This window comes from Kitasatospora sp. NPDC018058 (assembly GCF_044327205.1).
Taxonomy (GTDB): Bacteria; Actinomycetota; Actinomycetes; order Streptomycetales; family Streptomycetaceae; genus Kitasatospora.
This window is the reverse complement of the sequence record NZ_JBIRFA010000004.1, coordinates 311,085-336,421: the sequence shown is the minus strand read 5'-3', so window position 1 is coordinate 336,421 and position 25,337 is coordinate 311,085. Positions and strand designations below refer to the sequence as shown.

Annotated in this window: 20 protein-coding genes; 4 read left to right on the top strand and 16 right to left on the bottom strand. The window is 72.4% G+C overall.

Going from position 1 to position 25,337, the window contains the following annotated elements; genetic code table 11:
- Positions 1-283: 283 nt before the first annotated feature.
- The 16 genes from ACH4E7_RS08305 to rsmH all read right to left on the bottom strand — a co-directional run bounded on the left by ACH4E7_RS08305 (position 284) and on the right by rsmH (position 18,980).
- On the bottom strand, positions 284-1,648 hold the full coding sequence (locus ACH4E7_RS08305) for a DivIVA domain-containing protein (protein ID WP_396248192.1): 1,365 nt from the start codon (positions 1,646-1,648) through the stop codon (positions 284-286).
- A gap of 59 nt (positions 1,649-1,707) precedes the next feature.
- The gene (locus tag ACH4E7_RS08300) at positions 1,708-1,989 is read right to left on the bottom strand and encodes a YggT family protein (RefSeq protein ID WP_396248191.1); all 282 of its coding nucleotides are present in this window, start codon (positions 1,987-1,989) and stop codon (positions 1,708-1,710) included.
- A 98-nt stretch (positions 1,990-2,087) separates the two neighbouring features.
- On the bottom strand, positions 2,088-2,696 hold the full coding sequence (locus tag ACH4E7_RS08295) for a cell division protein SepF (protein WP_396248190.1): 609 nt from the start codon (positions 2,694-2,696) through the stop codon (positions 2,088-2,090).
- Positions 2,697-2,998: 302 nt separating this feature from the next.
- On the bottom strand, positions 2,999-3,808 hold the full coding sequence (locus ACH4E7_RS08290) for a YggS family pyridoxal phosphate-dependent enzyme (RefSeq protein WP_396248189.1): 810 nt from the start codon (positions 3,806-3,808) through the stop codon (positions 2,999-3,001).
- On the bottom strand, positions 3,808-4,539 hold the full coding sequence (gene pgeF / locus ACH4E7_RS08285) for a peptidoglycan editing factor PgeF (RefSeq protein ID WP_396248188.1): 732 nt from the start codon (positions 4,537-4,539) through the stop codon (positions 3,808-3,810). Before pgeF ends, ACH4E7_RS08290 begins: the two co-directional genes overlap by 1 nt.
- Complete coding sequence (gene ftsZ / locus ACH4E7_RS08280; RefSeq protein ID WP_396248187.1) at positions 4,536-5,768, bottom strand: cell division protein FtsZ; 1,233 nt, start codon at positions 5,766-5,768, stop codon at positions 4,536-4,538. The genes pgeF and ftsZ overlap by 4 nt, the downstream gene beginning before the upstream one ends.
- Before the next feature lie 364 nt (positions 5,769-6,132).
- Positions 6,133-6,936: a cell division protein FtsQ/DivIB gene (locus tag ACH4E7_RS08275; RefSeq protein ID WP_396248186.1), complete on the bottom strand. Its 804-nt coding sequence runs from the start codon at positions 6,934-6,936 to the stop codon at positions 6,133-6,135.
- Positions 6,929-8,035: an undecaprenyldiphospho-muramoylpentapeptide beta-N-acetylglucosaminyltransferase gene (gene murG, locus ACH4E7_RS08270; RefSeq protein ID WP_355673388.1), complete on the bottom strand. Its 1,107-nt coding sequence runs from the start codon at positions 8,033-8,035 to the stop codon at positions 6,929-6,931. Before murG ends, ACH4E7_RS08275 begins: the two co-directional genes overlap by 8 nt.
- Before the next feature lie 6 nt (positions 8,036-8,041).
- Complete coding sequence (ftsW, locus tag ACH4E7_RS08265) at positions 8,042-9,382, bottom strand: putative lipid II flippase FtsW (RefSeq protein WP_396248185.1); 1,341 nt, start codon at positions 9,380-9,382, stop codon at positions 8,042-8,044.
- Positions 9,383-9,504: 122 nt separating this feature from the next.
- Positions 9,505-10,944 carry a UDP-N-acetylmuramoyl-L-alanine--D-glutamate ligase gene (gene murD / locus ACH4E7_RS08260; protein WP_396248184.1) on the bottom strand — a complete coding sequence of 480 codons (1,440 nt, stop codon included), beginning with the start codon at positions 10,942-10,944 and terminating at the stop codon, positions 9,505-9,507.
- Entirely contained in the window at positions 10,941-12,002 is a 1,062-nt protein-coding gene (gene mraY / locus ACH4E7_RS08255) for a phospho-N-acetylmuramoyl-pentapeptide-transferase (RefSeq protein ID WP_380609401.1), read from the bottom strand. The genes murD and mraY overlap by 4 nt, the downstream gene beginning before the upstream one ends.
- Positions 12,002-13,405 carry a UDP-N-acetylmuramoyl-tripeptide--D-alanyl-D-alanine ligase gene (gene murF / locus ACH4E7_RS08250; RefSeq protein ID WP_396248183.1) on the bottom strand — a complete coding sequence of 468 codons (1,404 nt, stop codon included), beginning with the start codon at positions 13,403-13,405 and terminating at the stop codon, positions 12,002-12,004. The genes mraY and murF overlap by 1 nt, the downstream gene beginning before the upstream one ends.
- Positions 13,402-15,054, bottom strand: coding sequence for a UDP-N-acetylmuramoyl-L-alanyl-D-glutamate--2,6-diaminopimelate ligase (locus ACH4E7_RS08245; protein ID WP_396248182.1), 1,653 nt, complete (start codon positions 15,052-15,054; stop codon positions 13,402-13,404). Before ACH4E7_RS08245 ends, murF begins: the two co-directional genes overlap by 4 nt.
- A gap of 6 nt (positions 15,055-15,060) precedes the next feature.
- The gene (locus tag ACH4E7_RS08240; protein ID WP_396248181.1) at positions 15,061-17,223 is read right to left on the bottom strand and encodes a penicillin-binding transpeptidase domain-containing protein; all 2,163 of its coding nucleotides are present in this window, start codon (positions 17,221-17,223) and stop codon (positions 15,061-15,063) included.
- A gap of 98 nt (positions 17,224-17,321) precedes the next feature.
- A complete protein-coding gene (locus ACH4E7_RS08235; RefSeq protein WP_396248180.1) occupies positions 17,322-17,855 on the bottom strand; it encodes a cell division protein FtsL in 534 nt (177 codons plus the stop codon).
- Between the two features lie 150 nt (positions 17,856-18,005).
- Complete coding sequence (rsmH, locus tag ACH4E7_RS08230; protein WP_396248179.1) at positions 18,006-18,980, bottom strand: 16S rRNA (cytosine(1402)-N(4))-methyltransferase RsmH; 975 nt, start codon at positions 18,978-18,980, stop codon at positions 18,006-18,008.
- Between the two features lie 538 nt (positions 18,981-19,518).
- Between rsmH and ACH4E7_RS08225 the strand changes: the two genes are divergently transcribed.
- From ACH4E7_RS08225 to ACH4E7_RS08210, 4 genes are all read left to right on the top strand, one after another.
- Complete coding sequence (locus tag ACH4E7_RS08225) at positions 19,519-20,061, top strand: beta-class carbonic anhydrase (protein ID WP_396248178.1); 543 nt, start codon at positions 19,519-19,521, stop codon at positions 20,059-20,061.
- A gap of 307 nt (positions 20,062-20,368) precedes the next feature.
- A complete protein-coding gene (locus ACH4E7_RS08220; protein ID WP_396248177.1) occupies positions 20,369-21,415 on the top strand; it encodes an AAA family ATPase in 1,047 nt (348 codons plus the stop codon).
- A gap of 1 nt (position 21,416) precedes the next feature.
- Positions 21,417-22,739: a DUF58 domain-containing protein gene (locus tag ACH4E7_RS08215; protein ID WP_396248176.1), complete on the top strand. Its 1,323-nt coding sequence runs from the start codon at positions 21,417-21,419 to the stop codon at positions 22,737-22,739.
- Positions 22,736-25,183, top strand: coding sequence for a transglutaminaseTgpA domain-containing protein (locus ACH4E7_RS08210; protein WP_396248175.1), 2,448 nt, complete (start codon positions 22,736-22,738; stop codon positions 25,181-25,183). Before ACH4E7_RS08215 ends, ACH4E7_RS08210 begins: the two co-directional genes overlap by 4 nt.
- The last annotated feature ends 154 nt before the right edge of the window (positions 25,184-25,337 follow it).

The window sequence follows — 25,337 nt, the reverse complement described above, 5'->3', positions numbered from 1 at the left end:
CCCGAGCCGGGCGGCGGTTCCGCGTTTTCCGCCCCCACCCCCGGTAGCCTTCCCCCGCGCGCCCCCTCTTCTCGCGCCCCTCCCCGTCCCCGCGCGCTCCCTCTCTTCTCCTCCCCCTTCTCTCCTCCCCCTTGGCAGGGGGAACTGCGCACGGCGGAAGCCCCCCTCCCGCACCCGCAAGCCCTCCCCCGTTCCCCCTCCCGCGCTCCCGACACAAAAAAGAGCGTCCCCTCCCCGACCCGAAGGTCGGAAAGGGGACGCCCTCAAGAGCCGGGCTACAACCTCAGTTGTCGCCGTCCTCGTCGATCAGGAAGCCCCGCATCGGCGCCGGAGCCTGCTGCATCGGCTGCGGCGGCTGCGGCCGGACGGCCGCCATCGGCTGGGTCATCCCGGCCGGCTGCATCTGCGGAGCACCGCTGTTGCCACCGGCAGCCTGCCCACCGAAGCTCGGCGCCGGAACGTTCCCGCCGAAGGAGCTCTGCCCACCGAACGACGGCGAGCTGCCACCGAACGACGGCTGGTTCCCACCGAAGGACGGCGCACCGGAGGTCATCGCACCGGCACCGGTCGGAGCCATCGACGAGGCCGCCGGCGGCAGCGACGCGGTGGCGGGGATCCGCGGCGGGGCGAGCGAGTCGTCGGCCTGCGACTCCAGCTGACGCAGCTGGGTCTCCAGGTACGACTTCAGGCGCGTCCGGTACTCACGCTCGAACGCCCGCAGGTCCTCGACCTTGCGCTCCAGCGTGGCCCGCGCGGACTCCAGCGACCCCATCGCGACGCGGTGCTTCTCCTGCGCGTCCCGCTCCAGGGCATCGGCCTTGGCACGCGCGTCGCGCTCCAGGCCCTCGGCCCGGCTGCGCGCCTCGCCGACGATCTTGTTGGCCTCGGAACGGGCCTCGGAGATCGCCTGGTCAGCGGTCTGCTGGGCGAGCGCCAGCACACGCGCGGCGCTGTCGCCTCCGGGGCCCTGCTGCTGCATCGGGCCGCCCATGGGGCCACCCATCGGCTGCGGGCCGCCCATGGGGCCACCCATCGGCTGCATCTGCTGCTGGCCCATGCCCTGGCCCATCGGGTTGCCCATCTGCTGCGGGCCACCGGGACCGCCCATGGGCTGGAGCATCTGACCACCCATCGGCTGGACCAGCTGCTGCTGGCCGCCCATGGTCTGGTTCATCTGCTGCTGCGGGCCGCCCATCTGCTGGGGAACACCCGGACCGGCCGGGAGCTGCGGAGCGCCGGAGGGCAGGCCGAGCGGCTGGTTGCCCATCTGCTGCTGCGGGCCGCCGGGGCCCATCTGCTGCTGGGGACCACCCGGGCCCATCTGCTGCGGACCACCGGGGCCCATCTGCTGCGGACCACCCGGACCCTGCTGGCCGGGGACCGGCGGGCCGGATATGGCGGCCGGGACGGGTGCAGCCGCACGCGGGGCGTCCTGCGGCGGCTCCTTCCGCATGTTGGCCTGGTTCTGCGCGGCAGCGCGAGTCGCGGCGGCCAGCTTGGCCCGCAGGTCCTCGTTCTCCCGGAGGAGGCGGGTCAGCTCCGCCTCGACCTCGTCGAGGAAGGCATCGACCTCGTCCTCGTCATAGCCTTCACGCAGGCGGACGGTCGTGAACTGCTTGTTCCGAACGTCCTCGGGGGTCAATGGCATCTCTTCACCTCAACGTGATCGTCGGCACACCGGCATCCTGTCGCATCGCTCACCTACGACTAGGGGTGCACAAGCGAGATCAGGACATACACAATGATCATCAGTACGAAGAAAGACAGGTCGAGCGCCACGCCCCCGAAACGCAACGGCGGAATGAACCGCCGAAGAAGCTTGAGCGGCGGATCCGTGACAGTGTACGTGGCCTCCAGGACCAGGACCATGGCCTTGCCGGGCCGCCACGAACGCGCGAACTGGAAGACCCAGTCCATGACCAGTCGCACGAGCAGGAACACCAGGAAGACGGTCAGGGCGTAGTAAAACACCGCCCACACGATGTCCATCGCGTTTCCCTCTCCCCGATCCCGGGCCCTAGGGCCTGCCGCTCGTCACCTGTCGCCAACCACTGTTGATCAGATCCACACGTAAAGTCGTGGCCGGGTCAGCTCTGGTTGAAGAACCCACCCTCGGCGATCCGAGCCTTGTCCTCCGCCGTGACATCGACGTTAGCAGGCGACAGCAGGAACACCTTCTGTGTCACGCGCTCGATACTGCCGTGCAGACCGAAGACGAGTCCAGCGGCGAAGTCTACGAGCCGCTTCGCGTCCGTGTCGTCCATCTCGGTCAGATTCATGATCACAGGGGTGCCGCCGCGGAACTGTTCCCCGATGGTACGGGCCTCGTTGTAGGTCCGCGGGTGCAGCGTGGTGATGCGGTAGGGCTCTCGTTCGTTCACTACCTTGGGCATGATCACCGGGGCGCTCTTCTCCAGGTTGTGGCGGCGTTCGGGTGTGATGGACGACACGGGGGCCATCCTCGGGGTCTCCTGCCGGATCGGCACCGCCGCCGGGACCGGCTGCGGGGCGATCGAGGGGACCGGAGCAGGTGCTGCGGCGGCGGCCGGCCGGGGAATGTCCTCGGTCCGCTGCCCGGTACGGATCGGCTCGGGGTCCGCGTCGTAGTCGTCGTCGGGGTCGTACCCCTGGCCGTCGTACGTCTCGTCCTCCACGAGGCCGAGGTAGACCGCCATCTTGCGCATTGCGCCGGCCATGCTCCTGTCTCCTCCGCTCATGGCCACCTCACTGGCGCTCGGTGGCTGATTCGCGAAACGCGCACCTTCTGATGGTCGCTCGCTCCGCTCGCTCCGTGGGACCTGCCACGCCCCGGCGGCCAGGCCGGGCGGCCCTGCCTGCGGATTCCGCGGTTCCGCCCACGACGGCCCGTCAAGGCGACGCGCCGTCAGAGTTCGTGGGTGGGGCCGCGGAGCTGCGATCCACGGTTGGCTAGCGCTTCGGAAAGCTGCTAGTTTCTGTCCTATTTTGTCCTGCAGTCTGATCTACTTACCTGGTGACGTTACCCGAGGGGTGACCTCACTCCGAGTACCGCCGTTCCGACGCGTACATGTGTCGCCCCGGCGGCAATCGCCTGCTCAAGGTCACCGCTCATCCCTGCGGAGACCATGGTGGCAGCAGGATGGGCCGCCCGTACGGCGGTTGCGATTTCCGCCAGCCGGTCGAAGGCGCGGGCCGGGTCGCCGGCCAGCGGGCCGGCCAGCGGGGCGACGGTCATCACACCGTCCAGCCGCAGTCCGGGCGTGTCGGCGATCGCGTCGGTGAGTTCCGCGACGTCCTCGGGGGCGACCCCGGCCCGGTGCCCACCCTCGCCGTGCTCCTTGTCCAGTGCCACCTGCACCAGGCAGCCCAGCTCAGGCCGCTCGGACCTGAGCACCGCCGCCGAGAGCGACCCGACCAGCCGCAGCCGGTCCACCGAGTGCACGTGGTTCGCGTACCGGACGACCGAGCGGACCTTGTTGGTCTGCAGCTGTCCGACGAAGTGCCAGGCGAGAGGAAGGTTTCTGCACTGCTCCGCCTTGGGCCCGGCGTCCTGGTCGCGGTTCTCCGCGACATCCGTCACACCCAGCCCGGCCAGCAGCGCGGTGTCCTCGGCCGGGTAGGTCTTGGTGACGACGATCAGGGTGACGTCCTCGCGCGGACGCCCGGCGGCCGCACAGGCGTCCGCGATCCGGCGCTCGACCACGTCGAGGTTGGTGCCCAGCTCCTCGTACCGGGCCCGCTGGCCCTCCGTCAGAGCCTTCAGCCAGCTCTCATCAGGGAAGAAAGGGCCGGGACCGCCCGGGAACGGTCCGAAGATGTCGTTCGTCATCAGTGATCAGAGCCCAACCAGACGTAGCTCGCGAGCCGACCCGTACGCTGCTCGCGGCGATAGGAGAAGTGATCGACGGATTCGAGGGTGCAGACCGGTGATCGCACCAGCCGGGTGACCCCCACCGCGGCCAGTTGTGCCGCGACTCCCTCCGGCACGTCCAGCGCCGGGGTCCCCCACGAGGTCTCGGCGAAGGCCGCCGGAACCGCCTCGGCGACCTCGGCGCGCAGTCCGGCCGGCACCTCGTAGCAGCGGCCGCAGACCGCGGGGCCGGTGGCGGCGGTGATCCGCGCCGGCTCGGCCCCCAGTTCGACCATCGCCTTGACGACCGCGGGCACCACCCCGGCCGCCAGCCCGGGCCGGCCCGCGTGGGCCGCGCCCACCACGCCCGCCACCGGATCCGCCAGCAGCACCGGGGTGCAGTCCGCGGTCAGCACCGCGAGCGCGAGCGGCCGGTCGGTGACCACCGCGTCCACCGCGGGGGCCTCCCCCGGCGGCTGGCGCTCCGTCACGACGGCGACCTCGGCGCCGTGCACCTGGTTCATCCAGACCACGTCGGCCGGGTCCAGCCCCAGCTCCCGGGCGGCGATCGCCCGGTTCTCACGGACGGCCTCCGGGTCGTCCCCCACCGCGCCGCCGAGGTTGAGCTCCCCGTACGGCGAAGTGCTCACCCCGCCCCACCGGTCGGTGAAGGCGAAGTGAGCACCCGCGCGTACCGCGTGATCGATCACTTAAGGAAGTCCGGGACGTCGAGCTCCTCGGCCGGGCTCTCCACGAACGGCTGCCGGGCCGGCTGCACCTGCGGCGGCACCGGGGCGGCGGCGCTCGTGGCGGCCGGGGTCTCGGCCGAACGGACCGGGGCGGCCGGGGTCTCCCCCTCCGAACGGGACGTCACCGAACCGATGCTCCCGTACGACGGCCGACCGGCCGGGCGCTCCGGGGCGGCCGGCGGGGTCGCCGGGGCGGCGGGGGCGGTGGACTTCACCACCGGGTCGCGGACGATCGCCGGCGGCTGACCGCCGTCGAAGCCGGCCGCGATGACGGTGACCCGCACCTCATCGCCGAGCGCGTCGTCGATGACCGCACCGAAGATGATGTTGGCCTCGGGGTGGGCGGCCTCGCTGACCAGCTGGGCCGACTCGTTGATCTCGAACAGACCGAGGTCGGAGCCGCCCGAGATGGACAGCAGCACGCCGCGGGCGCCGTCGATCGAGGCCTCCAGCAGCGGCGAGGAGATCGCCATCACGGCGGCCGCCTTGGCGCGGTCCTCGCCGCGGGCCGAGCCGATGCCCATGAGCGCCGAGCCGGCGTCCGACATGACGGACTTGACGTCGGCGAAGTCGAGGTTGATCAGACCCGGGGTGGTGATCAGATCGGTGATGCCCTGAACACCGGAGAGCAGGACCTGGTCCGCCGAGCGGAACGCGTCGAGCACGCTGACCTGGCGGTCCGAGATGGACAGCAGCCGGTCGTTCGGGATCACGATGAGGGTGTCGACCTCTTCGCGCAGGGCGGCGATGCCGTCCTCGGCCTGGTTGGCCCGGCGACGGCCCTCGAAGGTGAAGGGGCGGGTGACCACGCCGATGGTCAGGGCGCCCAGCGACCGGGCGATGTTGGCGACGACGGGCGCGCCGCCCGTGCCCGTGCCACCGCCCTCACCGGCGGTCACGAAGACCATGTCGGCCCCCTTGAGGACCTCCTCGATCTCCTCACGGTGGTCCTCGGCGGCCTTGCGGCCGACCTCGGGGTTGGCGCCGGCGCCGAGGCCCCGGGTGAGTTCACGGCCCACATCGAGCTTGACGTCGGCGTCGCTCATGAGGAGGGCCTGCGCATCGGTGTTGATCGCGATGAACTCGACGCCCTTGAGACCGACCTCGATCATCCGGTTGATGGCGTTGACACCACCGCCGCCGATACCGACGACCTTGATGACTGCGAGGTAGTTCTGCGGTGCTGCCACGTCGAAGGCCTCTCGCCTCGAATTTCCGGGTCGGCCCGACCCGGGCGAGGGGTCGTGCCGACGGATGTCGATGGGTAGGGAGCCTGGTTTCTGACTTAATGTCCGAAATGCCGACCGCCGACCCCAACCCTAAACTTGACCTTTAGGGTTAATCCTGCGCCTCCGTCACATCACCAGGGGGCACAGTCTGGTGACACAGGACACTAGGTGGCTCCGGGCACGTGTTTCAACGAACACGCCGAGCTTCCCTTTTTCTTTTGAGCCTATGTGATCATCGGCCGGCAATGGAAACCGGGGTGACCACCAAGGGTCGGGCCGACACTTCGAGGCGTCAACCCCTCCCTCGGGCACAGAATCTAGCGGATCACCCGGACACCGCCGGAGCCTCCGGCGCAGTCACGTCGAAGTTGGTGCCTTTCTGGGCCATCAGCGCCTGCAGCACCCGGGCCTTGCGGTCGTTCTTCTCCGGGCTGCCCCAGCGCACCGTCGCACCCCCGCTGAGCTGCAGTTCGATGTCATCGTACGAGTGCACGAGGACCGATCCGGCCCGCTTGGCGATCTCCGGCGGAAGCCCGGCGGCCACCGCCACCGCGCCCTGCACCAGCTGCGCCCGGGAGATCACCCCGTCCACGTCCTTGGCCTGCTGACTCAGCCGCAGCTCCACCACCGGCACGCCCGCCGGCGGGGCCGCCTCGGTGGCGAAGCTCACTCCGTCGGCATCCACCTGGGTGAACTGGCCGTCGTCCCCCTTGACGGCGGCCACGGCCGTCCGCTGCACCACCTTGACCTGCAGGGTGTGCGGCCAGCCCCGCCACACCTCGACCTTGGCCACCCGGGGGATCGCCTCCACCCGGTGCTCGACCTCGGCCAGGTCCACCCGGGCCAGCGGGCCGCCGGCCAGCCCGCCGACCGCCTCGCGGACCTGGTCCGACGTCAGCTTCTCGTCGGTGGTGCCCTGGACGGCGACATCGCGCACGTCCAGCACCGAGGAGTAGAACACCAGCCAGGCCAGCCCGCCCAGCACCGCGGCGACGAGCACGCTCAGCACCAGGATGCCCCGCCGGGAGAGCCGGAGGCGGGGAGCGGACTCCTCGTCTCCGAACTCATCCTCCTGGGGGTACCCCCGGCGGGAGGCCGGGGAAGGGTCGGCGAGCCGACCGTCAGCCACGACGGCGACCGCCCCGGTGGGCCTGGATCGCCTCGTACACCATGCCGACCAGCAGGTCGTCGGCGTCCCGGCGGCCGAACTCGGCCGCGGCCCGGCTCATGTCCCAGAGCCGCTGCGGGTCGGTGAGCACCGGCAGCACGTTCTGCAGCACCCAGTCCGGGGTCAGCTCGGCGTCGTCCACCAGCAGACCGCCGCCGGCCTTGACCATCGGCTGGGCGTTCAGCCGCTGCTCGCCGTTGCCGATCGGCAGCGGCACGAAGGCGGCGGGCAGGCCGACCGCGGCCAGCTCGGCCACCGTCATGGCGCCGGCCCGGCAGAGCATCAGGTCGGCGGCGGCGTAGGCGAGGTCCATCCGGTCGATGTACGGCACCGGGCGGTACGGCGGCATGCCGGGGACGTCCGCGACCTGCGGCAGCTCGTTCTTCGGGCCGACCGCGTGCAGGATCTGCACGCCGTACTGCTGCAGCCGCGGGGCGATCGCGGTGACGGTCTCATTCAGCCGGCGCGCGCCCTGGGAGCCGCCGGAGACCAGCAGGGTGGGCAGCCGTTGGTCGAGGCCGAAGTACTGGCGGGCCTCCGGCCGGGTGGCGTTGCGGTCCAGGGTGGCGATGGTCCGGCGCAGCGGGATGCCGATGTACCGGGAGTCGCGCAGCTTGCTGTCCGGGGTGGAGACGGCGACGAAGTCCGTGTAGCGGGCACCGATCTTGTTCGCCAGGCCCGGGCGGGCGTTGGCCTCGTGCACCACGATCGGCACCCCGGCCCGCTTGGCGGCCAGGTAGGCGGGCATCGAGACGTAGCCGCCGAAGCCGACCACGGCATCGGCGTTGACCCGCTCGATGATCTCCTGGGCGGCCCGGACGGTACCGCGCAGCCGGCCGGGGACGGTGATCAGCTCGGGGGTGGGCTTGCGGGGCAACGGGACGGCTGGGATGAGCTCCAGCTGGTAGCCGCGCTCCGGCACCAGCCGCGTCTCCAGACCGCGCTCGGTGCCCAGGGCGGTGATCCCGATGGACGGGTCGTGCCTGCGGAGGGCGTCCGCGAGGGCCATGGCCGGCTCGATGTGACCGGCGGTCCCCCCGCCGGCGAGTACGACATGCACCGAAATTCACCGCTCCCTGCGTGCCGGCCCGGGGGCCGGGCGCGCTGTGGTTCGTCGTCGTGGCAGCACCCGGGCCAGTCGCTTCCTGATCCGGGAGTTCTTGCTCCGGGCGGCCAGGGCCGCCTTCGCGCCGGAGGAGCTGCGCGCCAGGCACAGCAGCACTCCGATCGCGGACATGGCCGACAGCATGGCGGAACCGCCGTAGGAGAACAGCGGGAGCGGGACGCCCGCGATGGGCAGCAGTCCCAGCGCCGACCCCAGGTTGATCATGGCCTGCGCCATGATCCAGGTGGTGGCGGCTCCCGCGGCGTACCTGACGAAGGGGTCCTTCGTACCGATGGCCACACGGATACCCGCGTAGCCTAGTGCCGCGAAGAGACCGATCACCGACAGCGTCCCCACCAGGCCCAGTTCCTCACCGGTCGCGGCGAAGATGAAGTCGGTGTGCGCCTCGGGCAGCTGGCCCCACTTCTCCACGCCCGCGCCGAGGCCGGTGCCGAAGCCGCCGCCGAGCGCGAACGAGTACACGCCGTGCAGGGCTTGGAAGCAGGCGCCTTCCGGGTCGAGCTTGGTGACGCCGATGCAGCCCAGGCGCTCGGCCCGGTGCGGGACAGTGATCACCAGGGCGGTACAGACCACGACGGCCACCCCGAGGGTGGCCACGAACAGCCGCAGCGGCGCGCCGACCATCCAGAGCAGCGCGAACACCATGGCCACCAGGATCATCGAGGTGCCCATGTCGCCGCCGATCATGATCAGCGCGAGCAGCAGCAGGGCACCCGGCACCAGCGGCACCAGCAGGTGCTTCCACGAGGTGAGGGTGCCGGCCTTCTGCTTGCGGGCGAGCAGGTCGGCACCCCAGAGCACCAGCGCGAGCTTGGCGAACTCGGAGGGCTGGAACTGGAAGAACCCGAAGTCCAGCCAGTTCTGGTTGCCGTTGATCCGCACCCCGACGCCGGGGACGGCGACCAGCGCGAGCGCGCCGATCACCCCGAACATCACCGGGTAGACGATCACCCGCAGCACCGCCACCGGAACGGAGGCGAAGCCGACCAGCAGGACCAGGCCGAGGATGGCCGCGATCAGCTGCTTGAGGAAGTAGTACTGCGCCGTGTGGTGCTGGTTCAGGGCCAGGATCTGCGAGGCCGAGAAGACCATCATCAGGCCCAGCACCACCAGCAGCAGCGTGGTGCCGATGACCAGCAGGTACGGCGTGAGCGGCCGGTCCAGCCAGTACCGTACGCGGGCCCGGAAGGCCTGCAGACGGCCCAGCGGACCGGCCGACTTGTACTTGGTCGTGGTGGCGGAGATCACTCGCCACGGCTCGGCGGCGTCCTGCTTCCCCACGCCGGAATCCGCCCTGCCCTGCCCCGCCACCGCTCCCCGCTCTCCTTCGACTGCGGCTCGTTCGCCTCCGGGCTGCTCGGACCCGACGCCGACGGTCGTCGGCGTCGGCGCGGCCCTTCGGCTCACTCCCCGGGGTTCGCCAGCTCCCGGACGGCCGCCGCGAACAGGTCGCCGCGCTCGCCGTAGTTGGTGAACATGTCCATCGAGGCGCAGGCCGGGGCCAGCAGCACGGTGTCACCCGATCGGGCGAGCGACGCGGCCGTGCGAACCACCTCGGTCATCGCCATCGCGCCAGTCTGGCCCTCGGCCGCCTCGATCACCGGCACATCCGGAGCGTGTCGCTCCAGTGCCTCGCGGATCAGCGCGCGGTCCTGGCCGATCAGCACGACCGCGCGCAGCCGCTCGGCCGCGCCCTGGACCAGGTCGTCGAAGGTCGCGCCCTTGGCCAGGCCGCCGGCGATCCAGACGATCGGCCGGTAGGCGGCCAGCGAGGCGGCCGCGGCGTGGGTGTTGGTGGCCTTGGAGTCGTCGATGTACGTGACCTCGCGGACCACGCCGACCTCGGCGATCCGGTGGGCGTCCGGGCGGAAGGCCCGCAGGCCCTCCCGGACGGCCTTCGGCTCGACCCCGTAGGCCCGTGCCAGCGCCGCCGCGGCGAGCGCGTTGGCGATGTTGTGCGGGGCCGGCGGGTTGACGTCCTCGACGGCGCCCAGCTCGGCCGCGTTCTTGGTCCGGTCCTCGACGAAGGCGCGGTCCACCAGCAGGCCGTCCACCACGCCGAAGTTCGACGGGCCCGGCGCGCCGAGGCCGAAGCCGATCGCCCGGCAGCCCTCCTCGACGTCGGCCTCGCGGACCAGCGCCTCGGTGGCCGGGTCGGCCAGGTTGTACACGCAGGCGACGACGTTGCCCTCGTAGATCCGTCCCTTGTCGGCCGCGTACGCCTCCATCGAGCCGTGCCAGTCGAGGTGGTCGGGTGCCAGGTTGAGGACCGCGGCCGAGTACGGGCGCAGCGAGGGCGCCCAGTGCAGCTGGTAGCTGGAGAGCTCGACGGCGAGCACGTCGTACGGCTCCTCGGCGAGCACCGCGTCCAGCACCGAGACCCCGACGTTGCCGACGGCGGCGGTGCGCTTGCCGGCCGCGGTGAGGATCGAGGCGAGCATCTGGACGGTGGTGGTCTTGCCGTTGGTGCCGGTGACCGCCAGCCAGGGGGCGGGCTCGCCGGTGCCCGGCAGCGGCTTGCGCAGCCGCCAGGCCAGCTCGACGTCACCCCAGACCGGGACGCCGGCCGCCTCGGCGGCGGCGAACAGCGGGCTGTCGGGGGCCCAGCCGGGCGAGGTGACGATCAGCCGGGTGCCCTCGGGCAGGCTCGCGCCGTCGCCCAGGCGCACCGCGACGCCCAGCGCCTCCAGCTCGGCGGCGCGGGCCTTGAGTCCCTCGCCGCTGCCGCCGTCGACCACGGTGACGCTCGCGCCCAGCCCGTTCAGGACGCGCGCGGCGCTGATGCCCGAGACGCCGAGGCCGGCGACCACCACGGGCAGGTTCATGAAGTCGGGGTTCGTCATCCGGTCCGGTATCCCGCGTAGAAGAGGCCGAGGCCGACGGCCACGCACAGACCCTGGATGATCCAGAAGCGGACCACCACCAGGACCTCGCTCCAGCCCTTGAGTTCGAAGTGGTGCTGCAGTGGTGCCATCTTGAAGACGCGCTTGCCGGTCATCCGGAAGGAGCCGACCTGGATGATCACCGAGAGGGTGATGATCATGAAGAGGCCGCCGAGCAGGATCAGCAGCAGCTCGGTGCGGGAGCAGATCGCCAGACCGGCCAGGGCGCCGCCGAGGGCCAGCGAGCCGGTGTCACCCATGAAGATCTTGGCGGGCGAGGTGTTCCACCACAGGAAGCCGAAGCAGGAGCCCATCAGGGCGGCGGCCACCACCGCGAGGTCCAGTGGGTCGCGGACGTCGTAGCAGGCGCCGGTGGCCGAGATGAAGTAGGCGCAGCTCTGGGTGTACTCCCAGACGCCGATGAAGGTGTAGGCACCGAAGGCCATCACCGAGGCGCCGGTGGCGAGACCGTCCAGGCCGTCCGTCAGGTTCACGCCGTTGGAGGTCGCGGCGATCATGAAGTAGGCGAAGATGACGAACAGGACCGGGCCGATCGCCCACTTGAAGTCGCGCACGAAGGACAGCGACTGAGAGGCCGGGCTGAGCCCGCGGTCGTCGTGGAACTGCAGCGCCAGGACGGCGAACACCAGGCCGACGATGGACTGGCCGGCCAGCTTCGCCTTGGCCCGCAGGCCCAGCGAGCGGCGCTTGACCACCTTGATGTAGTCGTCCAGGAAGCCGACCAGGCCGAGGCCCGTGGTCAGGAAGAGCACCAGCAGCCCGGAGGCGGTCGGGGTGTCGCCCGTTATCGCCTTCGTCCCGAAGTACGCGATCAGGGTCGCCAGGATGAAGGCGATGCCGCCCATGGTGGGCGTGCCCTTCTTGCTGTGGTGCGCCTTGGGGCCGTCGTCACGGATGTACTGGCCGTAGCCCTGCCGGGCGAGCAGCTTGATCAGCGCGGGCGTGCCGACCAGCGAGAGGATCAGGCCGATCATCCCGGAGAAGAGGATCTGCTTCATCATCGGGCAGCACCGTCCGCCAGGAGGGCCTCGGCCACCTTCTCCAACCCCACCGAACGGGACGCCTTCACCAGGACCACATCCCCCGGCCGCAGCTGACTGCGCAGCAGCTCGACCGCCGCGTCCGCGTCGGACACCAGCACCGACTCCTCACCCCACGAACCTTCGTTCCTCGCGCCGAGTTCCATGCAGGCCGCCTCGCGTCCGCCGACCGCCACCAGCTTGGTGACGTCCAGCCGGACGGCGAGCCGCCCGATGGCATCGTGCTCGGCCAGGCTGTCCTCGCCGAGCTCCCGCATCTCGCCGAGCACCGCCCAGGTACGGCGGCGCTCCGGACCGCGGCCGCCCATCGAGACCAGCGCCCGCAGCGCGGCCCGCATCGAGTCGGGGTTCGCGTTGTAGGCGTCGTTGACGACGGTGACACCATCGGCCCGGTCGACGACCTCCATGCGCCAGCGGGACAGCGCACCCGCCTCGCCCAGGGCTGCCGCGGTGTCGTCGACGGTCATCCCGAGCTCCATCGCCACCGCGGCGGCGGCGAGGGCGTTCGAGACGTGGTGCTCACCGTACAGGCGCAGCTGCACGGGAGCGGAACCGGCCGGGGTGGTGAGCGTGAACGATGGCCGTCCGGTGGCGTCCAGGCGAACGTCCGTCGCCCGGACGTGGGCCTCCGGGGACTCCCCGAAGAAGACCACCTTCGCCCTGGTCCGGGAGGCCATCGCGCGCACCAGCCGGTCGTCCGCGTTGAGGATCGCGGCGCCCTCGGCGGGCAGCGCCTCGACCAGCTCGCCCTTGGCCTCGGCGATCGCCTCCTGGGAGCCGAACTCGCCGACGTGGGCGGTGCCGACGTTGAGCACCAGGCCGATCCGGGGCGGGGTGATCGAGGTGAGGTACTCGATGTCACCCTTGTGCCGGGCGCCCATCTCCATGACCAGGTGCCGGGTGCCGGCCTCGACCCGCAGCGCGGTCATCGGGTGGCCGATCTCGTTGTTGAGCGAGCCGGGCGGGAAGACGGTCTCGCCGTGGCGCTGGAGCAGCTGGGCGATCAGGTCCTTGGTGCTGGTCTTGCCGGCCGAGCCGGTCAGCGCGACCACGGCGGTGCCCTCTGCGCGGGCGACCACGGTACGGGCCAGCTTGCCGAGCGCCTCCACCACACTGTCGACCATGACGGCGGGCACGCCGACCGGGCGGGAGGCCAGCACCGCGACGGCGCCGGCCTCGACCGCCGTGGCGGCGTAGTCGTGGCCGTCCACGTGCTCGCCGACGAAGGCCGCGAACAGGCCGCCGGGGCAGACCTTCCGCGAGTCGACCTCGACCGGGCCGGTGACCAGGACGTCCGGGTCCGCGCCGTCCAGGGTGCCGCCGACTGCGGCGGCCACCTCGGCGAGGGTCAGTGCGATCACTGCTGCTCTACTCCTCGGTCGCCCCGGGCGGCCGTGGTCTGCGTGATGGATTCGCGCAGCACCTCCCGGTCGTCGAAGGGGCGGATCTCGTCTCGTACGTACTGGCCGAGCTCGTGGCCCTTGCCGGCCACCAGCACCGTATCCCCCGCCTGGGCGCGGGCGACCGCGAGCTGGATCGCCTCGGCCCGGTCGGGGACGACCAGGACGGCCCCGCGCTCGGCCTCGGGCACCGCGGCGGCGCCGGTCAGCATGCTGGCGAGGATCGCCAGCGGGTCCTCGCTGCGCGGGTTGTCGCTGGTCAGCAGGGCGGTGTCGGCGAGGCGGGCGGCGATGGCGCCCATCGGGCCGCGCTTGTGCGGGTCGCGGTCGCCGCCGCAGCCGACGACCACGTGCAGCCGGCCCTTGGTGACCTCGCGCAGCGAGGCGAGGACGGCCTGCAGGGCGTCCGACTTGTGGGCGTAGTCCACGACCGCGACGAAGGGCTGTCCGGCGTCCACCCGCTCCAGTCGGCCCGGCACCCCGGGGACGGCGGCGACGCCGGCCACGGCCCGCTCCAGCGGCAGCCCGGCGGCGACCAGCACGGTGATCGCGGCCATCGCGTTGGCGACGTTGAACGGGCCGGGCAGCGGGACGGAGGCGTCGGCCTCGGCGCCGTCCGGACCGAGCACCCGGAAGGTGGAGCCGACCGGGCCGAGCTGCACGTCCACGGCCCGCCAGTCGGCCTCGGCGGCGCCGGTGGCGGAGAAGGTGGTCACCGGGATCTTCGCCTCGGCGACCAGCCGGCGGCCGTACTCGTCGTCCAGGTTGACCACGCCGCGGCGGGACTTGCCGGGCTGGAAGAGCCGGGCCTTCGCCTGGAAGTAGTCCTCCATGTCCGGGTGGAAGTCGAGGTGCTCGGGGGTGAGGTTGTTGAACAGCGCGACGTCGTACGCCACCCCGTCGGTGCGGCCGAAGACCAGGGCGTGGCTGGAGACCTCCATGGTCACCGCGTCCGCGCCGCGCTCGGCCATCACGCCGAGGATCGCGTGCAGGTCGGTGGCCTCGGGGGTGGTGCGCTCGCTCTTGATCCGCTCCTCGCCGACCCGCATCTCCACGGTGCCGATCACGCCGGGGCTGCGTCCGGCGCCGCGCAGACCGCCCTCGACCAGGTACGAGGTGGTGGTCTTGCCGTTCGTGCCGGTCAGCCCGATCATCAGCAGCCGCTCGGACGGGCGACCGTAGACGATCGCGGCCAGCTCGCCCATCCGGGCCCGCGGCCGGTCGACGACCAGCAGCGGCAGACCGGTGGGGGCGGCCAGCTCGGCGCCCGCGGGGTCGGTGAGCACGGCCACCGCGCCGGCGTCCGCGGCCTTGGCCGCGAAGGCCGCGCCGTGGTGGTTGGCGCCCGGGAAGGCCACGTACACGTCGCCCGGGCGCACCGCGCGGGAGTCGTGGGTGACGCCGGTGACGGCACCGCCCTCGATGGGCGGCAGGCCCAGCTGAGCGGCCAGCTCGGCGAGCGGCAGGGCGGCGGTCCCGGTCGGGCGGGGCGGACTCACGGTGGTTTGATCGGGTTTCGGCACGGCGGGAAGGCTATCCGCCGAAGGGTGCCCAGGGCCAAACCGGGCCTTGTCGGCGTCGCCGGGCACACCGGCCCGCTGGTTGCTCATGTGCGCTCACGGCTTCCACTCGACGGGCAGGTTGGGCGCCTGGCTGCCGCTCGGCGGGACCTGCATGGTCTTCAGGGTGAACTCCATCACCTGCTTGAACACCGGTCCGCACAGCTGGCCGCCGAAGTGGCCGTTGACCGGGCCCTGGAGGGTACAGGAGACGGTGTACCGGGGGGCGTCGGCGGGGGCGAAGCCGATGAAGGAGGCGGTGTAGCCGTCGTAGCCGACCCCGTTGGCGGCTCCCCGGTTGGCGGTACCGGTCTTGCCGGCGATCCGGTAGCCGGGGATGGCGGCCTTGCCGCCGGTGCCCTGCTCGTCGTCGACGACCGACTCCAGCATGGAGGTGAGGGTCTTGGCGGTCTGCTCGCTGACCACCCGGGTCTGCTCGCCCGGCGGGGTCGGGGTGAACTTGCCGTCCGGCCCGGTGGTGCCCTGGACGATGCTGGGCGCGACCCGGACCCCGCCGTTGGCGATGGTCGAGTACACCGAGGTGGCCTGCAGCGCGTTCATCTGCAGCGGGCCCTGGCCGAAGGAGATGTTGTACTTCTCCGAGGCGACCAGGTCCTCCGGCTTCTTGAGCATCCCGGGGGTCTCCCCGGGGAAGTTCAGGCCGGTCGGCTGGGCTACGCCGAACTTGCGCATGTAGCCATCCAGCACCTGGTTGGCCTTCAGCTGGTCGCCGTCGCCCAGGGTCTCGATCGCCTCGATGGTGCCGATGTTGGAGGACTTCGCCAGCACCCCGGCCAGGGTCAGGTACCAGTCGCCGTGCTCGACGTCGTCCTTGAACTGCTGGCCGGCCCGGACCAGCCGGTTCGGCACGGTGACCTTGGTGTCCCAGTTGGCCTTGCCGGAGTCCAGGACGGCGGCCAGGCTCATCAGCTTGGCGGTGCTGCCCGGCTCGTACGCGTCCTGGAGCGCGGCGTTGCCGAGCTGGGACTGCTTGGAGAGGCTGAGGTCGTTGGGGTTGAAGCCGGGCGCGGTGGCCATCGCGAGGACCTGGCCGGTCTTCACGTCCTGGACCACCACGTAGCCCTTCTCCGCGCCGGAGTTGGCCACCTGGTCGGTGATCGCCTTCTGGGCGGCCCACTGGATGTCCCGGTTGATGGTCAGCTTGACGTCGCTGCCGGGCACGGCCGCGTCCATCGAGCCCCCGGCAGTGGGCACCAGCCGGCCGCCCGCCTGGGCGTAGCTGCTGCGGCCGTCCTTGCCGGCCAGCATCTTCTGGTACTGCAGCTCCAGTCCGCCGGCGCCCTCGCCCTCGCCGTTGACGAAGCCGACCAGGTTGGCGGCCAGCCCGTCCGCCGGGTAGATCCGCTTCTGGGTCTCCCGGTTGAAGACCCCGGCCAGCGGGTTGGCGCACTCGTTGTCCACCCGGGTGCGCCCGCCCTGGTCGGCGGGCTTGCCGAGCAGCTTCTTCTGGGCCTGGCAGGTGCGCGAGCCGGCCTGCCGCTCCAGGGTCGACTTCAGATCGCTGATCTGGTTCTTGGCGGCCGGGGTCTGCTGGGCGGCGAGCCGCTTGTAGCGGGTCTTGGGAGTGTGCAGGTCGGCGGCGAGCTTCTCCTTGGACACGCCGAGGACCGGCGACAGCAGGGCGGCCGCCTGTTCCGGCGCGTCCGGGATGCCGGTCGCGTCCGGGGTGAACATCGCCGGGTCGGCGGTGATGTCGTACGCGTCCACGGTCGCCGCCAGCGCGACCCCGTCGGAGGACATTATCGAGCCGCGCTCGGCGGTGATCGGGATGTTCAGGTAGCGGTTGGTGTTGGCGTCGGCGGCCAGCGCGTCGGCGTCCACCAGCTGGAGCTGCACCAGGCGCCCGGCGAAGACCGAGAACACCAGGGACAACACCACGGTGATCACCCGCAGCCGGCGCTTCGGCTCGGCCAGCTTCAGCGCCTTGGGGCGCTGCGGCGGGCGGGTCTTCGGGCGCGGCCGCACCGCCGCCTGGCTGCGGGCCGGCGGACGGCCCTCGGGGCGCCGCTGCTGCGGCGCGCGCGGGGTACGGGCGGCGGCGGGCTTGGCGGGCTGGGCCTTGGCCGACTGGTTGCGCGCGGGCTGGGCCTTGGACGGCTGAGCCTTGGCGGGCTGAGCCTTCGCCGACTGGTTGCGCGCGGGCTGGGCCTTGGACGGCTGAGCCTTGGCGGGCTGGCTGCGGGCGCTCTGCCCCTTCACGGGCTGGCTCCGGCCCGCGGCGGGGCGCGGGGCACCGCTGCGCGGCGGCTGACGGCGGCCCGAACCGGAGCCCGAACCCGACGGCTGACGTGGAGTCGTCACCGGTTGCCACCCCCACGCTGCCCGGGCGCGGGCGAGACCGGATTGAGCTGGATCACCGAGTCACCGGCCGAAGCCGCCGGAGTCGGCACCGGCGTGGCGGCCGCCGGGGTGGTCGGCTGGACGCTCGGCTGCGCCGACGGCTGGGCCGAAGGCTGCGCGGTGGGCTGCGCCGAAGGCGCCGGGGCGCCCTGCGCGCCCGGTGAGGCCTTCATCGGCCACGGCGCGACCGTCGACCGCTTCACCGGTGGGCTGTCCTGCGCCGGTCCGGGCGTGCCGACCACCTTGCCGCCGTTCGGCACGTCCAGGAAGGCCATCCCCCCGGCCGGGACCATGCCCAGCTCGGCGGCCCGCTTGGCCAGCGCGTCCGGGGCCGAGCTCTGGTCGATCTCGTGCTGGAGGCTCTGCTGCTCGTCGGTCGCCTTGGTGGTCTGCTTCTGCAGCCGGGACAGTTCGAAGGAACCCTCGTTGAGCGCGGTGTTCAGCGCGAGCAGCCCGAACAAGCCGCCGGCCAGCAGCATCACCACGAGCACCGCGAACGGTGTGCGCCCCCGCACGGGGCGCCGCCCCGGTCGGACCGTGATGCGCGCCCTGCCCTGCCCGGGGAGTCCTCCCCGCCCCGCCCGGACCTCACCGGCCACCGGCCCCACCGCTCTCCTCCGCCCTTCGGACCCCGCCGGGACTCAGCCCCGCCTGCTTCGGTCCCTGATCCTCTCCGCCACCCGCAGCCGTACGGGCGCGGCGCGCCGGTTCTCCTCGATCTCCTCCTCGGTGGCCAGCTCGGCACCGCGGGTGATCAATTTGAGCCAGGGCTGGTGCTCCTCCGGGATGAACGGGAGCCCCGGCGGGGCGGTGCTGGTCGCCCCGGCGGCGAAGTACTGCTTCACCAGCCGGTCCTCCAGCGACTGGTACGACATCACGACGATCCGGCCGCCCAGCGCCAGGGCGTCCAGCGCCCCCGGGATCGCCCGGTCCAGGACCTCCAGCTCGCCGTTGACCTCGATCCGCAGCGCCTGGAACGTCCGCTTGGCCGGGTTCCCGCCGGTCCGGCGGGTCGCCGCCGGAATGGCGTTGCGCACCAACTCGACCAGACGCGCGCTGTTGCTGAACGGTTCCTTGGCCCGCTCGCGCACGATGACCGAGGCGATCTTCCCGGCGAACCGCTCCTCGCCGTAGACCTTGAGGATCCGGGCCAGGTCGCCGTGGCTGTAGGTGTTCAGCACCTCCGCCGCGCTGATCCCCCGGGTCTGGTCCATCCGCATGTCCAGCGGCGCGTCCTGCGCGTACGCGAAGCCGCGGTCGGCCTCGTCCAGCTGCATCGAGGAGACGCCGAGGTCGAACAGGATCCCGTCCACCCGGTCGATGCCCAGGCGCTCCAGCACCTCGGGGATCTCGTCGTACACCGCGTGCACCAGGGTGGCCCGCTCGCCGAACCGGGCCAGCCGCTCCCCGGACAGCTTCAGCGCCTGCGGGTCACGGTCCACCGCGACCAGCCGGACCTCCGGGAACTGGGTGAGCAGCGCCTCGCTGTGCCCGCCGAGGCCGAGGGTGGCGTCCACCACCACGGCACCGGGCCGCGAGATCGCCGGGGCCAGCGCGTCCATGCACCGCTGAAGCATCACCGGAACATGCTTGGGACCCGGCTCATTGGTGGTCATGCGCGGTGGCGCCCTTCCTCGGTGCGGAGCAGCCCGACGTCCGGGAGCTCCGACCATTCTCGCCCACCGTCTCCCGGCACGACGACGCGGCCCGTGGTCCCCGCCCGCTCTGGGGGAAGGTCGTGACCGCCCGGCGCCGGGGAAGGTGCGCCAGGTGGGCACGGAGCGGGTGGAGGCCACGAGCCGCATCGACCGGGCCACACCGGCCGGCGAGGCCCGGTTGACGGGCTCCGGCGGGTGTGCTCCACTGCGCCGCAACTCTATCGCGCGGGCCTCGGCAGTCAATGGTCCGCTCCGGCGCACCACCCGGGCGGCGGTACGGATCACCGCAGGTCGCGGCCGTCGACGCGGTCCGGTGAAGGCACCGCGTGGGGAGGTTCCACGAGCGCCGCGCGCCCCGTCGAGCGACCGGGTACGAACCCACTCCGGGACCAGCCCGGACAAACCCTCCCGTTGTCGCTATGCGCTCGATCACAGCGGCCTGTTCTGTAGCTCCTCACCCCACCGCGGACCCCTGAATCGCACTAACGTCGCCACCATGACAGTGACCCCCGACCGGCCCACGCCGAACGCCGCTGCCGACACCGCCCGACCCACCATCATCGACCGTTTCGTGACGGCCAACCGCGAGTACGCGGTGACTTTCCGGGACGGCGGCATGGACGCCCGCCCGGTGCAGAAGATCGCCGTGGTGGCCTGCATGGACGCCCGCCTCGACCTGTTCGCGGCGCTCGGCCTCGAACTGGGCGACGCCCACGTCATCCGCAACGCGGGCGGCGTCGTCACCGACGACACCATCCGCTCCCTGACCATCAGCCAGCGTGCCCTCGGCACCCGCTCGATCGCGCTGATCCACCACACCGGCTGCGGCCTGCTCGGGCTGACCGAGGACTTCCGCCGCGAGCTGGAACTGGAGGTCGGCCAGCGCCCGCAGTGGGCGGTGGAGGCCTTCGTCGACCTGGACGGCGACGTCCGCCAGTCCATGCAGCGGGTGCGCACCTCCCCGTTCCTGCTGCACACCGACGACGTCCGCGGCTTCGTCTTCGACGTCCACACCGGACTCCTGCGCGAGATCGCCTGACACTCGCCCGCTCGCGGGGGGCCCCGCCCGGCCCCACCCCGAGCGTCGCGCCAGGAGCGCCCGGAGGCGAGCGGGCGAGTCGCAGCGTCCGGGCATTCGGGAACGGCCGAATGGTGACTTCTGGCCACCGGGCGGGGGAGAATGCGCCTGCCGGTCGGACCCCGAACCACCTGGGGCGGCCGGGCCGCAGGCCGCCACCCCGGCTCCGGATCCGCCGTCGGAACCGCCTCCGGGACGGCCGCGTCAAGCATGGGGTGGGGTCCGGCCTCGAGTGAGGCGGGCACAGGGTGCCAGGGAGCGTAAACGGGTGACGAGCTACAACGATCAGGCCGGTCTCGGCAGTCCTGCGGGGGGCGAACAGAGGGCGAACGGGTACCACCAGGTCGGGCTCCCCGAGCTCGCCGCGGTCGTGGACCGCGTCCGCGCCAACATCGAGAGCGTGATCGAGGGCAAGCCGGAGGCCGTCCGGATCGCCCTGACCGTCCTGCTCGCCGAGGGCCACCTGCTGCTGGAGGACGTGCCCGGCGTCGGCAAGACCATGCTGGCCAAGGCACTCGCCCGCTCGGTCGACTGCACGGTGCGCCGCATCCAGTTCACCCCCGACCTGCTGCCCTCGGACGTCACCGGCACCAACATCTACGACCAGCAGCGGCACGACTTCGAGTTCCGCCCGGGCGCGATCTTCGCCCAGATCGTGGTCGGCGACGAGATCAACCGCGCCTCGCCCAAGACCCAGTCCGCGCTGCTGGAGTCCATGGAGGAGCGCCAGGTCACCATCGACGGCACCAGCTACGAGCTGCCCTCGCCGTTCATGGTCGTCGCCACCCAGAACCCGGTCGAGATGGAGGGCACCTATCCCCTCCCGGAGGCCCAGCGGGACCGCTTCATGGCCCGGATCTCGATCGGCTACCCCAGCCCCGAGGCCGAGTTCGCGATGCTCGACGTGCACGCCGGCGCCAACCCGCTGGCCGACCTCCAGCCGGTCGCGCACGCCGCCGACATCCTCAAGCTGGTCGACCTGGTCCGCACCGTGCACATCGCCGACCCGGTCCGCCGCTACGCCGTCGACCTCGTCGCCGCCACCCGCACCAGCCCGGAGCTGCGCCTGGGCGCCTCGCCGCGCGCCACCCTGCACCTGGTCCGGGCCGCCCGCGCCGCCGCCGCGCTGGACGGGCGCGACTACGTCACCCCGGACGACATCCAGCGTCTGGCCGTCCCGGTCCTCGCGCACCGCCTGATGCCGACCGCCGAGACCCAGCTCAGCCGCCGTACCTCCGAGCAGATCGTGGCCGACCTGGTCGCCCGGCTGCCGCTGCCGCGTCCGCAGGGCGGCCCGGCCGTCCGGAGGGGCTGAGGTGGCCTCATCGGATCCGACGGACGGACTGCGGGCCGGACTGCGCGGCCTCACCACCCGGGGCCGCTCCTTCCTCGCGGCCGGACTGACCGCGGTGGTCTGCGCCTACCTGCTCAACCAGGACGCCCTGCTGCGGGTCGGCGTGCTGCTCGCCGCGCTGCCGCTGGCCGCCGCCCTGGTGGTCGCCAACACCCGCTACCGGGTGGCCAGCGGCCGCCGGCTCAGCCCGCACCGGGCGATCGCCGGCCAGGAGGCCCGGGTCCACCTGCGGGTCGACAACGTCTCCCGGGTGCCCACCGGGCTGCTCCTCCTGGAGGACAAGGTCCCGTACGTGCTCGGGCCGCGCCCGCGCTTCGTGCTGGACAGGATCGACCCGCGCGACTTCCGCGAGGTCTCCTACCGGGTCCGCTCCGACCTGCGCGGCCGCTACCCGCTCGGGCCGCTGCACCTGCGGCTGTCCGACCCGTTCGGGATGTGCGAGGTCGACCGCGCCTTCACCGCCTCCGACGTGCTCACCGTCGTCCCGCAGGTCCAGGCGCTGCCGCACGTCCGGCTCAGCGGTGAGTGGAACGGCCAGGGCGAGAGCCACACCCGAACCCTGGCGCTGGCCGGCGACGACGACGTGATCCTGCGCGAGTACCGGCCGGGCGACGACCTGCGCCGGGTGCACTGGCGCTCCACCGCCCGGTACGGCGAGCTGATGGTGCGCCGCGAGGAGCAGCCGCAGAAGGCCCGGGCCACCGTCCTGCTGGACACCCGCGAGGTCGGCCACCGCGGCAGCGGCCCGGCCTCCTCCTTCGAGTGGGCGGTCAGCTGCGCCGCCTCGGTCGCCGTGCACCTGCTGGAGCGCGGCTACCAGACCCAGCTGCTGACCGACACCGGCCAGTGGGTGCCCGGCCCCGGCACCGGCGGCAGCACCATCGCCGCCGACACCTCCGGGCTGATCCTGGACGCCCTCGCGATCGCCGACCTCTCCGACGGCGGCGGGCTCTCCCGCGCCGAGGAGCCGCTGCGGGCCGGCGGCGAGGGCCTGCTGGTCGCCGTCCTCGGTGAGCTGGACGAGACGCAGACCGCCCGGCTGGCCCGGCTGCGCAGCCGTACCGGCGGGGCGATCGCCTTCCTGCTCGACACCGGCACCTGGACCGGCCTGCGGATGCTCGCCCCGAACACCGGCGGCGACGAGTTCCGCAACCGGGTCCGGCAGCTGCGCGAGGCCGGCTGGACGGTCCTGCCGGTACGCGCCGGGGACTCCGTACCGGACCTGTGGCGGGCCGCCGACGGCGCGAAGACCACCGCCCCCTACCGAGAAGAGGCCGGCGCGTGACCACCCGGGCCAAACTGACCGTTTACTCGGCGCTGGCCACCGCCCTCGCCTCGCTGTGCATGCTCCCGCTGCTCACCACCCGGAGCTGGCTCACCCACGCCTTCCTGGTGATCGCCGTGATCGCGGCGGTCGGCGCGGGCCTGCGCCGCTCCCCGCTGTACCGCTGGACGGTGCCGGTCGCGCAGCTGCTGGTGCTGCTCCTGCTGATGCTGATCGGCTTCGCCGGCTCCGGGCTGACCGGCGGCGTACTGCCCGGCCCGAACGCGATGCGGGTGCTCAGCCAGGTCTTCTCCTCCGGCATCGACGACATCAAGCAGTACGCCATCCCGGCGCCGCCCACCGCCGGGCTGCGGCTGATCCTGGTCTCCTCCGTCGGCCTGATCTCCGTTCTGGTGGACACCGCCGCGGTGACCTACCGGCGCTCGGCGCTGGCCGGGCTGCCGCTGCTGGCGCTGTACTCGATCGGCAACAGAGTGGCCGGGGACCACGGCAGCTGGGTCTGGTTCGGCCTGGCCGCGGCCGGCTACCTGGTGCTGCTGTTCGCCGAGGGCCAGGACCGGGTCTCCCGCTGGGGCCGGGTCTTCCGCGGCGGCGCGCGCGGCACGGTCGACTCCAGCCGGGTCAGCCCGGGCGGCCAGCAGGTCGGCGTCCTGGCGCTGGCGCTGGCACTGCTGCTGCCGGTCTTCCTGCCCCGCTGGGACTTGGGGCTGCTGGACTCCGACTCCGGCGGCTCCTCCGGCAAGGGCACCGCGGGCAGCGTGTCGACCAGCCTCGACCCGCTGGTCAGCCTGGAGGCCGCGATCACCAAGCCGACCGACTCCGAGCTGCTCACCTACACCCTGGACAGCGACCTGGCCGACCAGATCTACCTGCGCACCGGCTCGCTCGACCAGTTCGACGGCGCCAACTGGAAGCTCAGCAGCCCCGTCGTCAGCGACCTCCCGGCCACCCTGCCCTCCCCCGAGGGCCTGCGCACCACCAACGTCCCACGGATCGAGGGCGACTTCCAGGTCAGCGACCGGCTGGAGAAGAGCTGGCTGCCGATGCCGTACCCGGCCGCCTCCGTCCAGGTCCCCAACCGCGGCGACTGGAAGCTCGACCCGCTGACCCGCACCGTGCTGCCGACCAACGACAAGGCGATCCGCGGCCTGCGCTACCACGTCACCTCGCTGGACCTGCGGCCCACCGCCGGCGAGTTGCGCACCGCGCCGCTCGCCCCGCAGGACATCCGGGACCACTACACCGCTCTGCCCACCGACCTGCCGCCGGTGGTGGCCGAGCAGGCCAGGGCCGTCACCGCCAACGCCCGGAACGACTACGACCGGGCGACGGCGCTGGTGAACTGGTTCACCGGCCCGCAGTTCACGTACGACACCGACGTCGCGGGCGGCACCGGCAGCAACGCCATCGCGGTCTTCCTGCGCGACCGCCGGGGCTTCTGCGTGCACTTCGCCTCCACCATGGCGGCGATGGCCCGGGTGCTGAAGATCCCGTCCCGGGTCGCGGTCGGCTTCACCCCCGGCGACAGCAAGGGCGGCGACGTCTACTCGGTCACCGGCCGGATGTACCACGCCTGGCCCGAGCTGTACTTCTCCGGCTACGGCTGGATGCGCTTCGAACCGACCCCGAGCCGTGGTGTCCCGACCCACTACCAGGAGTCGTCCAGCGCCCCGACCGGCGCGCCCACCCAGCAGGCGACCGCAGCCGCGTCAAGCGCGGCCGCCGTCCCGGCGCCGACCAACAGCTCGGACTGCACCGCCAAGCAGCGCCAGCTCGGCGACTGCGGTTCCAAGAACAAGGCCGACGCGAAGGCGGACGAGCAGTCCTGGCTGCTCTCCCCGCAGGTGCTCGGCTCGCTGGCCGCGGTACTGGTGGTGATCGCCCTGCTGCTCGCCCCGATGTTCTGGCGCGCGGCCCTGCGCCGTCGCCGGCTCGGCGGCGCCGGACGGCGCCGACCCGGCGGGGACGGCACGGTCGAGCTGACCGACGCCCAGGTGCTGGCCGCCTGGGACGAGCTGATCGACTCCGCCTGGGACCTCGGAATTCCCCCGGACGAGTCACGCACCCCGCGCTCGGCCGCCCGGCGGATCACCGAGAAGGCGGAACTGGACGCGGACGCGGCGGCGGCCGCCGGACGACTGGCACTGGCCACCGAACGGGTGCTCTACGCCCCGGCCGGGCAGTTCACCACGGCGCCGCTGGCCGCCGACGTCCGTACCGCCCGGCGCGGTCTGCAGGCCGGCGCCGGCCGGATGGGCCGGGCCAGGGCGCTGCTGCTGCCGCCGTCCGCGGCGCAGTTGTGGTGGCGGATCTCGGACGCGGTGCGGGCGGGCCGTACGGCCGTCGGCCTGCGGGTCGGCCTGGCCGTCGAGGCGGTCGCCGGCCCGGTGCGGCGGGTGTTCACCCGGCGCAAGCGGTCCACACCGGAGTCCCCGGAGTCCTGAGCCGTCCTGGCCAGGGCAGGCGAACAGCCGGGGGGGGGGGGGGGGGCCCACACCCCCCCCCCCCGGGGGCGGGGGGGGGGGGGGGGGGGTGGGGGGTGGGGGGGCGCTGCGCGAACATTGCACAACCTCCGGGGTAACACGAGAGCAGCCCCGT